Below are 14,839 nucleotides of genomic sequence, written 5' to 3'. Positions count from 1 at the left end.
AATGCGGCAATGAGAGAATTTAATGAAAATTTCGCCCTTTAGGCATGACTTGCGCCGGATCGGTCCCTTGTGGATCTATGGGATCGGAAATTTGCTTAAGGGGCAAGCCAATGGAATGCGCCTTGGGTTTCCACGATCCACCGCCGGAATTGATAGCCTCATCGGATTTTGGGTCTCCGAAACGTCTGGCTTCCTTCTGCAGCAGGCCCAGCATCGGCGTCATATCCTCGATATGTTCGACGACCGTATGAATGACCCCGCTCTGGCTTTGCAGCCTCCCCCGGATCTTCACCAATCGTGCGCCCATGACCACGGAACGATATTTTTCAAAAGTCTTCGGCCAGACAATCGCATTGGCAACACCCGTTTCATCTTCGAGCGTGATGAAGATTACACCTTTTGCCGATCCCGGGCGCTGTCTCACCAGCACGATGCCGCCGATCGTTACCCGCTGGCCATTTTGGATGTTGAGAAGATCAACGCTTGGCACAATGCCCATAGAGCGGAATTCCTCGCGCAGGAAGGAGACCGGATGAGCTTTGAGGGAAAGTGACAGATGACGATAATCTTCGATCACCTCTTCTCCCGGTAGCATCAAGGGCAAGTGAGCCTGAGGCTCCGGTCGAAGATCCGCAGGCCCGGCTATCTCAAACAAGTTAGAATTGTTGAGAGCGGCTTTCACATCCAGCCCCCTCACCGCCCATAATGCCTGACGGCGGCTCAAGCCGATCGAACCGAAACCATCGGCATTGGCAAGCCGCTCGAGGCTGGCCTTATCCAGTCCGGACCGGAGCCAGAGGTCATGAACGCTCCGGTAACCCTCATCGCGATTGGTAGTGAGCTTGTCGCGCATGTCATCTTCGCTCAAACCTTTGACCTGGCGAAAGCCGAGCCTTATTCCGTAGCGGGTCTTGATGACATCCCGCATGCTTGCATGACGCAGGTTTACCCTGGCCGGATCAAATGGTACCGCTTCCAGAGTGTAGTCCCATTCCGAGTGATTGATATCGACCGGAAAAACGCTCACGCCATGTTCACGCGCATCCCGGATCAGCTGCGCCGGGGCATAGAAGCCCATGGGCTGTGAATTCAGCAAAGCTGCACAGAAGACATCCGGATAATAGGTCTTGATCCACGAAGATGCATAGACGAGGAGAGCGAAGGATGCTGCATGACTTTCCGGAAATCCGTATTCGGCAAACCCCTTGATTTGCTCAAAGCACTGCTTCGCGAACTCCTCCCTGTAATCGTTTTTTCGCATGCCCGCGATAAAATCGCGTTCGAATTCACTGACACGTCCCGAACGTTTGAAGGTCGCCATTGATCGACGTAGCTGGTCAGCCTTCTCCGGCGGAAAACCGGCTGCCTTGATGGCGATTTGCATAGCCTGTTCCTGAAAGAGCGGCACGCCCAGCGTCCGTTCCAGAACCTCTTTCAACTCAGGTCGCTCATAGGGGATTTCTTTGCCGGCATTCCTCATCTCTCGGCGCTTCAGGTAAGGATGAACCATGTTACCCTGAATAGGACCGGGTCGAACGATCGCAACCTCGACGACAAGATCGTAGAATTTTTCGGGCCTGAGCCTGGGCAGCATGCTCATCTGCGCCCGGCTTTCGATCTGAAAGACACCGATCGTATCGGCCCTGCAGATCATTCGGTAAACATTTGGATCTTCGCCTTTTTGCAGAAGGCCCGCCAACGTTTCTTCACGATCGTAATGGTACTGCAAAAGCTCGAAAGCTTTTTTCAAACAGGTCAGCATGCCCAGTGCCAAGACATCGATCTTCAGAAGCTTCAGCGTATCGAGATCGTCCTTATCCCATTCGATCATGTAGCGGCCCGGCATTGCCGTTTTCATGATCGGCACCACCTCGTCGAGCCTGTCGCGGGTAATGAGAAAACCGCCGACATGCTGGGTCAGATGTCGCGGGAAGCCCATCAGTTCCCGTGCATGGGCAATGACCTTCTTCGTCAGGGGATCTTTGACATCGAGACCGGCTACCTTGGCGTCCCGCTCCGATAGCCCGTCCTCCGACCAGCCCCAGACCGTACTCGAAAGTGCGGCCTGAACATCTTCCGACAATCCGAAGGCCTTGGCGACCTCGCGGCCGGCCATTCTGGTCCGGTAACTCGTCACCGCAGCGGTCAGCCCGGCATGACGATAACCGTAATGGCTGTAGATATACTGGATGACCTCTTCGCGCCGACCATGCTCGAAGTCGACATCGATATCCGGCGGCTCGTTCCGCTCGGTTGAAATGAAGCGTTCAAAAAGCAGGGAAGTGATAGTCGGGTCAACTTCCGTGATCTCCAGACAGTAACAGACCGTGGAATTGGCGGCAGACCCCCGCCCCTGACACAGGATTTTCAGCTCATAACGCGCATGCCACACGATATGGCGGACAGTCAGGAAATAGGGTTCGTATTTCATCTCCTTGATGAGATCGAGTTCGTAACGGATCTGCCCGGAAACCTTTTCCGGTATCTTCTGCCCGTAACGGCGCGTTGCGCCCTCCCATGTCAGCCGCTCGAGCGTTTCCGAAACGGTTTCTCCCGGCACGCTTTCGTCAGGATAATTATGCTCCAGTGCCTTGAGTGAGAAACTAAGCTGGCCGAAAAATATAGCCGTGTTCTCCACCGCATCCGGATAGGCATGGAAGAGCCGCGCCATCTCGTATGCCGGCTTGAGATGCCGATCTCCATGCGGAGCAAGCCGAAAGCCCGCTTCCTGTATCGTCACATGATGACGAATTGCGGTCACCACATCCGCCAACGAGCGCCGATAGGAGAGGCTAAAGATCGGGAGGTTTGTCGCAATCAGCGGCACGCGGTTTTGCCGCGCGATCCGGGAAAAGGCAGCAAAAACGAAGGGATCGCGCCCGTCATAGGTTGGCGACAAAGCAAGGTAGATATTCTTGCGGAATCTTTTCCGATACGAACCAAGCCGCTCATCGAGATCCGCCAGATAGACCTTGTCTTCGGCGCGGGAAAAATCCGGCACGACCGCCAGCATCATCTCGTCACACCATTCCAGAAGATCCCATTCTTCCAGAATGCAGGCCCCCTTCTGCGCTCTCAGATTGCCGGTACTGAGGAGCCGGCAAAGATTGGCCCAGCCCTTCCGGTTCTTCGGATAGGCAAGAATATCCGGCGTAGCGTCTGCAAAACCTAGCCTGGTGCCGGGTTGAAACCGGCAGGGTTCGATGGCTTCGTCCTCAGCAACATCCCTGCCCTTTTCTTTCTGCCGCTCGAAAACTGCGGTCAGCTCCTTGAACTGGTTATAGGCTCGCACCACGCCGGCAACGGAATTGCGATCGGCAATTCCCAATCCGGAAAGGCCAAGCACGCTGGCGGACACGATCATCTCTTCAGGCCTCGCCGCCCCTTCAAGAAAGGAGAAATTCGTCTTGGCGCCGATCTCGAAAAATCTGGGTTCATCATCCATCATGCGAAGACCCCATGGATACGCCATGTCGGAGGCGGATCATCCCCGTAACGACCAAGCCGAAAAACCCAGAAAAGCCGTCCCAATTCGCTTTCGAGACGAAAATAATCGCGCTCCTTTGCGTTCTCGTCGTCGATCCACCATTCCGGTGAGATCCGCTCCGGCCCCTCGGCTCGGGTGACAATGTGCATCACATGCCGCCAGCGGAATTGCTGCGGCGGACCATCCGGGACAAGAGCGGCAAAAGCTTCGACCGGCTCTGGACTGCGCAAAAGCCGCAAGGGACGATCGGCCCGCGGCAGGAATTGCAGGTTTTCGCTGCACTGAGGCTGCCTTTCCAGTTCTGCAATCGCCGGAAGGAAGATTTCGGCACGTTCCGGAATGTGGCTTTGTTGATGCTGATAGACTTGGAGACAACCTGCGCCGAACCGGGCGGAAACCCTGTCGATGAAATCCGCAAGCGATGTCTCCCGCCACTCCTCTCCTGAAAAATCCGCTTGAAGCGCATCGAAAACATCATGTTGCAACACGTTGAGGCGCAACAGTTCGAAGCCGAAACCTGCATCCAGATCGTCATGAATGGCATTGAGGCGCTCTGAAAACAGGCCGGAAATCCGCTTCGGATCTCTCAACGGGCGCGAAGCGCCTGCCGAAATCCGAAACACGCGCCCGTCGACGCGGAAGAGAACAAGTTCGAACACCTTGCCGCCGGCACCGCGATTTTCCAGGCGCAATTTGAGAGAGGATGCAATCTCGGCTGTCATCCCGAGAATATCCTCCTCCGTCTGGATCGGCTCACCCAACCGGCGCTCGGCGGAAAGCGGCGCCACCGGGCGTCGTGGCGATATAGCTTCCTCGTTCGTTCCAAGTGCCTGATCGAGCCGCATCAGCAACTGCGCACCAAACCGGCGGGCAAGCGGCGCCCTTGGCATGGACATAAGATTTGCAACGCGTTTCAGACCAAGCTTCAAAAGTGAAGCAACCGTTTTTTCATCGAGACGAAGCGCGTGCACGGGCAAGGCGCCCAGCGCGGACGCCATACCCTCCCTTGCGATCACTCCGCCGTGCCCAAACCGGCTGATCGCGCTGGACAGGCCCGGCGTGCTCGAAATCGATTCACGCACGTCGAAACCCATCTGAAAAAGCCGGGCAAGAATATCTCGAAGGATCGCATCCTCTCCTCCGAAAAGATGGGTGCAGCCGGTAATATCGAGGAAGAGCCCGTCCTTTCCGTCCAGGGCAACAAGCGGTGTGTAACGATCGCACCAATCGGCAATCGCTTCCAGAAGGGCAAAATCGGCTCTTTCATCCTCGTCGAAGACATCGATGTCTGGATACATGGCCCGCGCTTCGGCAAGCCCCTGCCCTCGCTTCAGGCTGCGTGTCCGCGCCACTTCATCGATTGCAACCAGCCGCAATGCGTTATCGCGCCTGCCGGCACAGATGATCGGAGGATGGTCAGGACGCTCTTTCGAACGCCACGACATCCCCCAGAGCTTTCTGGCGATCCTGTCGGTCGGCAGATACCGAAAGTGAAGCGCCAGAATGCGCTGGCCACTTGTGGAAAGAAGATTTGCCTGGATTTCGGGCGAGTTGAAATTGGCGGTCATGAAGGTTCCACTCCAGACGAAAGCTGAGAGGGGCCGGATTTCGGCTCTTCTCCAGGGTGATGTTGAAAACTGGATGCCCGATGCTGCCGCTAAGCATGCTGCCATCCGAGAGGGGTCGCTCCAGAGCCGGAGCCGGCTCGACAAGAAGACGCACGGAAGCACTGCTGGCCTCCTCGCCCCCTGCATGCCGCAACAGGAAAAGCGGCCGCCCTGCCGCCTTTGCCCGGAGACTGAGCCTTCGGCTTTCAGCCAAGCCAAAGGATTTGGGATTTGCATGAACTTCAAGGATCGTCGCTATAAACGCCTTGCTTTCAAGCGCGCCTTCCGCAAGCCACAGGGCATCCTCCAGCCTGCGAGGCGATGCATGAAATATCGTCCGGGAATCGATGCCGAACTGCTTGATGCCTCTGGCATAAGGAATACCCATTTCGCCAGCGGTAAACCCGTCGGCAATCCATAACATCGGACCTGTAGGGGCTTTGCGCGCCTTCATCAGCCCGACAAGCGAAAGGGAAAAACCGGTTGCCGCGCCGGCATCGGAGAATGATCCGGAACGGATTTCGGTAATGCAATCGAGCGGCAGACCGCCGCTCAGCGCATCATCGAGAACCGGGATCCCGAAGAACAATCGCTCTTCAACACTCGATTGGGCGGCAAAATTCTCCATCTTCGCCGCCGCCATTGCCGGCAGGCTTCTGCCTTCCAATCTGGCGATCTGTTCGCGCAGGGCAAATAACTTCTCCTGCGCCGCGGCTGTATGGGCCATGGCGTCAGCTCTCCATCTTAAATGTTCACTTTATGTTCTTATAGATTCCAGAGCCCGGCAGGAGAGTCAATCATCACCGGACAGGAATCTTTTCCTCATTTGCTATAGCGATGATTCTTATCTCGAAAAAAAGGATCATCGGCCTTATATGTCTCTCACAAAGGGAGAACCAATGGCTCGCATTGACCAAACAGACGACTGGCAGGATCGCCATGCGCCAACGATAAGCACGTTCGAGTCGCTTGCGATCGATGCCTATGGTCATCTTCCGGAAGAATTCAGGGCCCTCACCACCAATCTCACCATTGAGATCGAAGATTTCCCGGACGATGACGTTTTCGAGGACATGGCGCTGGAAACGCCGTTCGATTTGCTTGGCCTTTTCGAAGGGCGTGGAATTTCCGAACGGTTTACCGTGGAAACGGGAGAGCTTCCAAACCGGATCCGGCTCTACCGCCGCCCGATCCTGGACTACTGGGCTGAAAACGAGGAAACCCTGGGTGATATCATCACCCATGTGCTGATCCATGAAATCGGCCACCACTTCGGTCTGAGCGACGAAGACATGGAGCGGATCGAGGCCAGCGCCGAGAATGCCACCCAGCGCTGACCCGCGGCATCCTATTGTTCGCCGAGCTTTATATCCGGATGATAATCCTTGCCCTCTACGGTCTTCGTCACCGCCTGACCGCACTGCATGATCCCCGTTGCAGCGTTGAAGGCATAGGTCGGCGAACCGTAAAGTTCCCATCCCTTGTTCAGGGCAGCCGTTACCTTGTGGCAGAATGAGGCATCGTCCGGAGCGGTCAGCAGTCGATAAAGTTTCATTGGGACTTCTTTCTTGCAAAAATCATGGCGGCCTGCGCCAGAAGTGTCTTAGCCTCCTCGAAGTGAAGGCGCTCGATCATTTTTCCATCAAGGTTGATAACGTTGAGGCCTTGCGCCTCCGGCCTTTCGAAAGCCGAAACGATCGCCTCCGCTTGGGCGATGGCCTGCGGATCCGGCCCGAAATGCCGGTTGGCAATGTCGATCTGCGCCGGGTGAATGAGCATTTTTCCTGAAAAGCCCATTGCCCTGCCCTGCGCACATTCGGTGGCAAAACCGGCATCGTCCCTGAAATCGTTGAACACGCTGTCGATCACATCGACGCCATAGGCACGGCCGGCAAGCACGATCTGCATCAGCCATGGCACGAGATAAGCCCGCCCCGGCTGAGGCAGAACCCCGGTCTCCTTACGCAGGTCATTCGAGCCGACCACAAGACATTTCGGGCCGTTCTCGGCCACCGCAATCGACGCGGCATTCAGAACACCTTTCGGGGTCTCGATCATCGCCCACAAAGCGATCGATCTCGCCGGAGCAAACCGGGTAAGCATATCGCCCACCGCAGCGATTTCGTCGGTATGTTCGACCTTGGGAAGAGCAACCGCATCCGGCAGGATCTGCGCAACCAGTTTCAGATCATCCTCCCCGAACCCGCTTTCGAGCGGATTGATGCGGACGATCCGTTCCTGTTGCGACTGGCATTGTTGCGAGAAAGCATTCGCGAGATTGTCGCGTGCTTCCGCCTTTTTCTCGGGCGCAACGGAATCTTCGAGGTCGTAGATCACGCCATCGCAATCAAGGCCCGGCGCTTTTTCCAAGGCACGCTTATTGTCGGCAGGAACGCTGAGAAGCGAACGACGAACCGGCGCAATATGATTTTTCAAGAACTCCATCGCCTTCTTTTGCCAATATTTTGCGATCCCGGCAATCAAACCCGCATGAGCCTCTTGCAAGCCGGGATGACAAGGCCCACATTTTCACACGAAGAAAGGTTTGGACATGCAAAACATTCGGTCCTTTTTCGTTATCGTCACGGCAATTGCCCTCCTCGCTGCAGCAGCTCTTTTGACTGCATCGCTGACGATTGCATTCATGGGAACGCTTGCCATTCTTTCCATAGGAAAGATGCTCTCGAACAAACTGAAACCTGTGCCGGTTCGTGCCAAGAGCAGGCAGAGTGAGATGCGCGTCTGGAACGACGGTCGCGGTACCATCATCGACATGTAAGTCCTTAAATCAGCCGGTCATGGGGCGCCGCCGAACGGCGTACCGATTGGTACTGAATCGGACTTCAAATTCTCCTGAAAATACTTTATGGCAGCGCTATAAAGTCTTCGTGGAGGCCGATCATGGAAAAATTCGAAAAGCTGACGGGCGTTGCCGCCCCCCTTCCGGTTGTCAATGTCGACACCGACATGATCATTCCGAAGGACTATCTAAAGACGATCAAGCGCACTGGTCTTGGAAAGGGCCTGTTCGCCGAGGCTCGTTATCGCGAGGATGGTTCCGAGAACCCTGATTTCGTATTGAATAAACCGGCTTATCGCGATGCCAAAATCATCGTTGCCGGCGACAATTTCGGCTGTGGTTCGTCCCGCGAACACGCTCCCTGGGCATTGCTGGATTTCGGCATCCGCTGCGTGATTTCCACCAGCTTCGCCGATATTTTCTATAATAACTGTTTCAAGAACGGCATCCTGCCGATCGTCGTCAGCCCCGAAGATCTGGAAAAGCTGATGGATGACGCAGAGCGTGGCTCGAATGCCATCCTGACGGTCGATCTCGAAGCCCAGGAAATCACCGGCCCGGATGGTGGCCGTCTTCATTTCGATATCGACGCCGGTCGTCGCCAGATCCTTCTCGAAGGACTGGATGACATTGCCTCGACGCTGAAAAGCGATGCTGCAATCGCGAGCTTCGAGACGAAGAACCGCAACGATCGTCCTTGGCTCTAATGGATAAGGCCCCTTGTCCTGCGGCAGGCTCGGATAAGGGGGGTTCCAGGCGCAGCAATGCTGCGTGAGGGATTGTGAGCCTGCAGAACCTGCAAGGACAGCAGACGAATGGCAAAGAACCTCTTCCTTCTTCCCGGTGACGGTATCGGCCCTGAAGCCATGGGCGAAGTGCGCAAGATCATCGCCTACATGAACGATGCAATGAAGGCCGATTTCTCGCTCGACGAAGGCCTTGTTGGCGGTAGCGCCTATGATGCACACGGTGTTGCTATTTCCGAAGAGGACATGGCCAAGGCAATGGCGGCGGATGCCGTTCTGTTCGGTGCCGTCGGCGGCCCGAAATGGGATACGGTTCCCTATGAGGTTCGCCCCGAAGCCGGCCTCCTGCGTCTGCGCAAGGATATGGAGCTTTTCGCCAACTTGCGCCCGGCAATCTGCTACCCGGCACTGGCCTCCGCTTCGTCGCTGAAACCGGAACTCGTCGAAGGCCTCGACATCCTCATCGTTCGCGAGCTGACCGGCGGCGTTTATTTCGGTGAGCCGAAAGAAATCATCGATCTCGGCAACGGCCAGAAACGCGGTATCGACACCCAGATTTACGACACTTACGAGATCGAACGTATCGCCGGTGTTGCCTTCGAGCTTGCCCGCACGCGCAAGAATACCGTTTGCTCGATGGAAAAGCGCAATGTCATGAAGTCCGGCGTTCTGTGGAACCAGGTCGTGACCGAAACCCACAAGCGCTCCTATTCGGACGTCAAGCTGGAGCATATGCTGGCCGATGCCGGCGGCATGCAGCTCGTGCGCGCGCCAAAACAGTTTGACGTCATCGTCACCGACAATCTCTTCGGCGACATGCTGTCGGATGTGGCCGCCATGCTGACCGGTTCGCTCGGCATGCTGCCTTCCGCCTCGCTTGGTGCAGCAGATGCCAAGACCGGCCAGCGCAAGGCCATGTATGAACCCGTGCACGGTTCGGCACCGGACATCGCCGGAAAGGGAATTGCGAACCCGATCGCGATGATCGCCTCCTTCGCCATGTGCCTGCGTTATTCGTTCAACATGATTGCGGAAGCCGATCATCTCGAAAAGGCGATCGCCACGGTTCTCGACAAGGGCATCCGCACCGGAGACATCATGGGGGAAGGTTGCCGCCAGGTCGGCACGACCGAGATGGGCGATGCCATTCTCAAGGAATTCCAGGCTCTTTCTGCCTGAACGGGCGAAATACAACTGGAAAGGGCCCGGCACATCGTGCCGGGCCTTTTTTCTGTCTGGTGGCCTCAATTCGCGAGATCGACGTCCCGTTTCTCGCGGACGAACAGGACGCCGATAACGACCGTCAAGAGCGCGAAGATAACCGGATACCAAAGACCTGCGAAGATATCGCCGGTAGAGGCGACGATCGCAAAGGAGGTGGCCGGCAGCAGGCCACCGAACCAGCCGTTACCAATGTGGTAAGGCAGCGACATCGCCGTATAGCGGATGCGGGTCGGGAAGAACTCGACAAGTGCAGCAGCGATCGGGCCGTAGACGATGGTCACGTAGATGACCATGACCGTCAGGATTGCGATGATTTTCAGCGACTGACCGTTGGCAAGCGCAGCGAAGAACCCGTCGACCTTGACCTTTGCCGGGTCATTGGCTGCCGGATAGCCGGCCGCCACCATGGCAGGACCGAGCGCTGCACTGAAAGCCGGAGCATCCGCGAAGACGATCGGGGTACCGCCGTTGATGATGAGCTGGGCCGGCGAACCGGCAGGTGCGCTCACCTGCGTATAGCGGAAGGCCTGCTGCGACATGGTTCGGCGCATCACGTCGCAAGGTGTCGTGAAGGTGCGAATCCCGACCGGGTCGAACAGCGAGCCGCAAGTAGCGGGATCAGCCGATACCTCTGCCTTCACTGTCTCGATAGCGTTGGCATAGGTCGGATTGGCAGCCGTTGTTAGCGCACTGAACAGCGGAAAGTAAGTCGCTGCCGCAAGGATGCAGCCCGCCAGGATCACCGGTTTGCGTCCGATCCGGTCAGAGAGCGAACCGAACACCAGGAAGAAGGGGGTAGCGATGATCAGCGCCCAGGCGATCAGCACGTTGGCAGTGAGAAGATCGACCTTCAGCACGGTCTGCAGGAAGAACAGGGCATAGAACTGCCCCGTATACCAGACGACCGCCTGACCGATCACGAGGCCGAACAGCGCGATTAGCACGATCTTGCCGTTGTTCCAGGTGCCGAAAGCTTCAGAAAGCGGCGCCTTCGACTGGGTTCCTTCTTCCTTCATCTTTTTGAAGAGCGGTGATTCATGCATCTGCAGACGAATGTAGATCGAGATGATCAGCAGGATGATCGACAGGAGGAAGGGAATGCGCCATCCGCCCTGAAGGCCGAACAAGATCGGCTGCGTCGTCTGGAATGCCTCCTCACCGAGATTCATGCGCAAGGTCACGATCACGAACAGTGACAGAAGCAGGCCCAATGTGGCCGTGGTCTGGATCCAGGCAGTGTAGAAACCGCGCCTGTTGCGCGGCGAATGCTCGGCAACATAGACCACCGCACCGCCATATTCGCCACCCAGCGCCAGGCCTTGAGCCATGCGAAGCAGCACAAGAATGATGGGGGCAATGACACCGATCTGGTCATAGCTCGGCAGAAGACCGACAGCGAAGGTCGATAGGCCCATGATCAGGATGGTGAGAAGAAATGTGTATTTTCGGCCAACCAGGTCACCGAGGCGACCGAAGACCAGGGCGCCGAACGGCCGGACCAGGAAGCCTGCGGCAAATGTCAGGAGTGCGAAAATCGCCTGCGTCGCCGGTGGGAATTGCGAGAAGAACTGCTTGCCGATAATCGCAGCCAGCGTTCCGTAAAGATAGAAATCGTACCACTCGAACACAGTACCGAGCGAGGAGGCGATGATCACCTTCCTCTCTTCGGGCGTCATCGGCTTTGTTCTGCTATCAGCCGCCGTTGCGACATTTGCCATTGTCGTCCTCCCACAAGGTGAAACCACGCGCCCTAGTAACTGTTTTGGCCTTTCCTCCTTTGCCAAAACAACCGTAACGCGATGCTCTCAGATTGACAGAAATCAGGACATCCGGTGAGTGATGCTTTGGGATTATGACTTTCGTCTAAAGAGCGGCTTTCAAGCGAGGCCGCATGGATGCTCCACGCAGCTTGACTCCATTCCAAAATGTTCTAAACACATGCGCGAACGGGAAAACGCCCAAATGATCGCCTGCGACTTTGACATCGCTGCATCTTGCCTGCCGGCTGATCAAGCCGGACAGCGTTTTTTCGCTTTCTCCAAAACCATGGCCAAAACGACGACGAAAACCGTCTGACGTCTCTGGCCGCCGCTCTCTCCCCGGTAAGGCCGGGGACAAGGAACACCGTGCCAAATGGCTCGGCTTCCCCCTCACAAGACCGAGGAGAGACAGAAAGAGAGCATAGACATGGGTTTCAAGATTGCAGTCGCCGGTGCTACCGGCAATGTCGGCCGGGAAATGCTGAACATCCTGGCAGAGCGCGGCTTTCCGGCTTCTGAGGTTGTTGCGCTGGCTTCTGCCCGTTCACAGGGCACCGAGGTCTCCTTCGGCGACAAGACGCTCAAGGTTTCCAACCTGGAAAACTACGATTTTTCGACGACCGACATCTGCCTGATGTCCGCTGGCGGCGATGTTTCCAAGAAGTGGTCGCCGAAGATCGGAGCGCAGGGCTGCGTCGTCATCGATAACTCGTCCGCATGGCGTTATGATGCCGAAGTGCCGCTCATCGTTCCAGAAGTAAACCCGGATGCGGTCTCTGGCTTCACCAAGAAGAACATCATCGCAAACCCGAATTGCTCGACTGCCCAGCTCGTCGTGGCACTGAAGCCGCTGCATGATTTCGCCAAGATCAAGCGCGTCGTCGTTTCCACCTACCAGTCGGTCTCCGGTGCCGGCAAGGAAGGCATGGACGAACTCTTCACCCAGACACGTGCCGTCTTCGTCGCCGATCCGATCGAATCGAAGAAGTTCACCAAGCGCATCGCCTTCAACGTCATCCCGCATATCGATGTCTTCATGGAAGATGGATATACGAAGGAAGAGTGGAAGGTTCTCGCTGAAACCAAGAAGATGCTCGATCCGAAGATCAAGGTAACCTGCACCGCAGTTCGCGTTCCGGTCTTCATCGGTCACTCCGAATCGGTCAACATCGAGTTCGAAAACGAGATCACTGCCGATCAGGCGCGTGACATCCTGCGCGAAGCACCAGGCTGCCTCGTCATCGACAAGCATGAGAATGGTGGCTACATCACACCGGTCGAATCCGCCGGCGAAGATGCGACCTACATCTCCCGTATTCGCGAGGATGCAACGGTTGAGAACGGCCTCAACATCTGGGTCGTCTCCGATAACCTGCGCAAGGGCGCTGCCTTGAACGCCATCCAGATCGCAGAATTGCTGGTCAACCGTGGCCTCATCAAGCCGCGCCAGGCTGCAGCCTGAAAAATCAGAAATTGTTAAGCATATCGATTTAGAAAATCCCGCCATTGGGCGGGGTTTTCTTTTCGTAAGGATGTCCTCACGAACTATTCATGGTGCCGGGGCGGTGTTTTCTTGCAACCGGCCGCGTTTGCAATGAATAGTGGGGTAGGGATGCACCGCCGCTGAACGGCAAACACGGATTAAAGCATGAAAAAGCTTCTACTCGCAGGACTGGCCTTCACTACATTGGCTATTGCAGGCCCAGCTGCTGCGCAGCAATGCGGCAATGATTCATCCGGCTTCGATCGCTGGGTGCAGGATTTCAAGAGCGTTGCTCCTTCAAACGGTATCAGCCCGGCTGTGCTTGATCGTGCATTCGCCAACGTTTCCTACAATCGCCCGACCATCAGCGCCGATCGCGGCCAGAAGAGCTTCAAGCTTTCCTTCGACGAATTCCTGAAAAAGCGTGGCGCCACGACCATCATCTCGCAAGGCAAGAAGATGAAGGCGGCCAATGCGGCGCTCTTCGACCGCCTCGAGCGCCGTTATGGCGTGCCCGCCGGTCCGATCATCGCCATCTGGGGCATGGAAACCGGCTTTGGCCGTTTCATGGGCAACCAGCACACACTGTCCGCCGTGGCAACGCTTGCATATGATTGCCGTCGCTCGGATTATTTCACCGAACAGCTCTATGCTGCGCTCAAGCTTGTCGCCCGCGGCGATCTGAGCACGACCGCCAAGGGCGCCGCCCATGGCGAAATCGGCCAGACCCAGTTCCTTCCACTCAGCGTCATTCGTTACGGTGCCGATGGTGATGGCGACGGCCATATCGATATGGTTGGCTCGCGTGCCGATGCGCTTGCATCCACCGCGAACTTCCTGAAGGGCCATGGCTGGGTGAACGGCGCCGGCTACCAGCCAGGCGAACCGAGCTTCGTAGCCATCCAGGGCTGGAATGCAGCAACGGTCTATCAGCGCGCCATTGCCTATATGGGCGCGCAGATCGACGGTAAATAAGCGTCAGGGGGCTGGCGCTTCGTCCTCCTGGGGGGGCGCCAGTTCTACTTCGAGATCCGGGCGCATGAAGTCGCCCTTCTCATTCATCACCCAAAGTTCTCCACTCGATATGTCGAACCAGGCGCCGTGAACCGAGAGTTCACCCTTTTCGGTCAACGTCTTGATGAACGGGAAACTCGCCAGATTGGCGATCGAATTGCGGATGGAGACCCGCTCGAGCGCCGTCTGACGCTCCGACGCCGTCATCAGGTCATTACTCTGGATCTGTGAGGCCGCGGGCCTGACAAGCCCGATCCACTTGCCTATGAAATCGCCGGGTGAAAGCGGCTCAAGCGTTGGATCTAGTGCCGCCTGGATACCGCCGCAGCGACCATGGCCCATGACCACGATATCGCGGATCTTCAGAACCTGAATGGCGTATTCGAGCGCCGCAGACGTGCCATGAAACTGGCTGTCCGGCTCATAGGGCGGCACCATGTTGGCGATGTTGCGAACCACGAAAAGCTCACCCGGACCACAGTCGAAAATCGTCTCCGGTGCGGCGCGGGAATCACAACAGGCAATCAGCAGCGTGTGAGGCTTCTGCCCGTTTTCGGCAAGAACACGGTAACGCTCGCGCTCATCGGTATAGCGTCCGCTCATGAAGTTGCGGTAACCCGCAAGCAGTTTGGCTGGGAAATAGGTCATGAGGGCTACGAATATTATGCCTTTGAAACAAGATCAACGGCCCGTTACGCGCAATCCGGTTCCTTACTCG

14 protein-coding genes are annotated in these 14,839 nt (G+C 56.6%); 7 read left to right on the top strand and 7 right to left on the bottom strand.

What is annotated here, in order from left to right; genetic code table 11:
- Positions 1-19: 19 nt before the first annotated feature.
- From ACI3K0_RS19475 to ACI3K0_RS19465, 3 genes are read right to left on the bottom strand one after another with little or no spacing between them, the layout of a single operon-like run.
- Positions 20-3,445 carry an error-prone DNA polymerase gene (locus ACI3K0_RS19475; protein ID WP_404946058.1) on the bottom strand — a complete coding sequence of 1,142 codons (3,426 nt, stop codon included), beginning with the start codon at positions 3,443-3,445 and terminating at the stop codon, positions 20-22.
- Positions 3,445-4,932: a Y-family DNA polymerase gene (locus ACI3K0_RS19470; protein WP_404946057.1), complete on the bottom strand. Its 1,488-nt coding sequence runs from the start codon at positions 4,930-4,932 to the stop codon at positions 3,445-3,447. The genes ACI3K0_RS19475 and ACI3K0_RS19470 overlap by 1 nt, the downstream gene beginning before the upstream one ends.
- The gene (locus ACI3K0_RS19465; RefSeq protein ID WP_404946000.1) at positions 4,904-5,821 is read right to left on the bottom strand and encodes an ImuA family protein; all 918 of its coding nucleotides are present in this window, start codon (positions 5,819-5,821) and stop codon (positions 4,904-4,906) included. The genes ACI3K0_RS19470 and ACI3K0_RS19465 overlap by 29 nt, the downstream gene beginning before the upstream one ends.
- 172 nt (positions 5,822-5,993) lie before the next feature.
- Between ACI3K0_RS19465 and ACI3K0_RS19460 the strand changes: the two genes are divergently transcribed.
- Entirely contained in the window at positions 5,994-6,431 is a 438-nt protein-coding gene (locus tag ACI3K0_RS19460) for a metallopeptidase family protein (RefSeq protein ID WP_206828410.1), read from the top strand.
- Between the two features lie 11 nt (positions 6,432-6,442).
- Here the strand turns inward: ACI3K0_RS19460 and ACI3K0_RS19455 are convergent, their stop codons facing one another.
- Positions 6,443-6,649, bottom strand: a complete 207-nt coding sequence (locus tag ACI3K0_RS19455) for a DUF1737 domain-containing protein (protein WP_148143787.1) — start codon at positions 6,647-6,649, stop codon at positions 6,443-6,445.
- Entirely contained in the window at positions 6,646-7,539 is an 894-nt protein-coding gene (locus ACI3K0_RS19450; protein WP_404945999.1) for an HpcH/HpaI aldolase/citrate lyase family protein, read from the bottom strand. The genes ACI3K0_RS19455 and ACI3K0_RS19450 overlap by 4 nt, the downstream gene beginning before the upstream one ends.
- A 106-nt stretch (positions 7,540-7,645) precedes the next feature.
- On the opposite strand from ACI3K0_RS19450, the gene ACI3K0_RS19445 reads away from it, so the two are divergent.
- From ACI3K0_RS19445 to leuB, 3 genes are all read left to right on the top strand, one after another.
- Entirely contained in the window at positions 7,646-7,873 is a 228-nt protein-coding gene (locus ACI3K0_RS19445) for a hypothetical protein (RefSeq protein WP_206828407.1), read from the top strand.
- A gap of 122 nt (positions 7,874-7,995) precedes the next feature.
- Entirely contained in the window at positions 7,996-8,601 is a 606-nt protein-coding gene (gene leuD / locus ACI3K0_RS19440; RefSeq protein ID WP_404945998.1) for a 3-isopropylmalate dehydratase small subunit, read from the top strand.
- 108 nt (positions 8,602-8,709) lie between these two features.
- Positions 8,710-9,819, top strand: a complete 1,110-nt coding sequence (gene leuB / locus ACI3K0_RS19435) for a 3-isopropylmalate dehydrogenase (protein WP_206828405.1) — start codon at positions 8,710-8,712, stop codon at positions 9,817-9,819.
- Between the two features lie 65 nt (positions 9,820-9,884).
- On the opposite strand, the gene ACI3K0_RS19430 is transcribed toward leuB, so the two are convergent.
- The gene (locus tag ACI3K0_RS19430; RefSeq protein ID WP_404945997.1) at positions 9,885-11,582 is read right to left on the bottom strand and encodes an MFS transporter; all 1,698 of its coding nucleotides are present in this window, start codon (positions 11,580-11,582) and stop codon (positions 9,885-9,887) included.
- Positions 11,583-11,700: 118 nt separating this feature from the next.
- On the opposite strand from ACI3K0_RS19430, the gene ACI3K0_RS19425 reads away from it, so the two are divergent.
- From ACI3K0_RS19425 to ACI3K0_RS19415, 3 genes are all read left to right on the top strand, one after another.
- On the top strand, positions 11,701-11,940 hold the full coding sequence (locus tag ACI3K0_RS19425) for a hypothetical protein (RefSeq protein ID WP_404945996.1): 240 nt from the start codon (positions 11,701-11,703) through the stop codon (positions 11,938-11,940).
- Positions 11,941-12,051: 111 nt separating this feature from the next.
- Positions 12,052-13,086 (top strand): aspartate-semialdehyde dehydrogenase, encoded by a 1,035-nt coding sequence (locus ACI3K0_RS19420; RefSeq protein ID WP_148143793.1) that lies wholly within the window; start codon positions 12,052-12,054, stop codon positions 13,084-13,086.
- Between the two features lie 186 nt (positions 13,087-13,272).
- Positions 13,273-14,082: a lytic transglycosylase domain-containing protein gene (locus ACI3K0_RS19415; protein WP_404945995.1), complete on the top strand. Its 810-nt coding sequence runs from the start codon at positions 13,273-13,275 to the stop codon at positions 14,080-14,082.
- Positions 14,083-14,085: 3 nt separating this feature from the next.
- Here the strand turns inward: ACI3K0_RS19415 and ACI3K0_RS19410 are convergent, their stop codons facing one another.
- On the bottom strand, positions 14,086-14,769 hold the full coding sequence (locus ACI3K0_RS19410) for a carbonic anhydrase (protein WP_404945994.1): 684 nt from the start codon (positions 14,767-14,769) through the stop codon (positions 14,086-14,088).
- Between the last annotated feature and the right edge of the window lie 70 nt (positions 14,770-14,839).

It is taken from the genome of Rhizobium sp. ZW T2_16 (assembly GCF_044987325.1).
Taxonomy (GTDB): Bacteria; Pseudomonadota; Alphaproteobacteria; order Rhizobiales; family Rhizobiaceae; genus Neorhizobium; species Neorhizobium cellulosilyticum.
The sequence above is the reverse complement of the archived record's forward strand: the minus strand, read 5'-3'. Positions and strand labels throughout refer to the sequence as shown.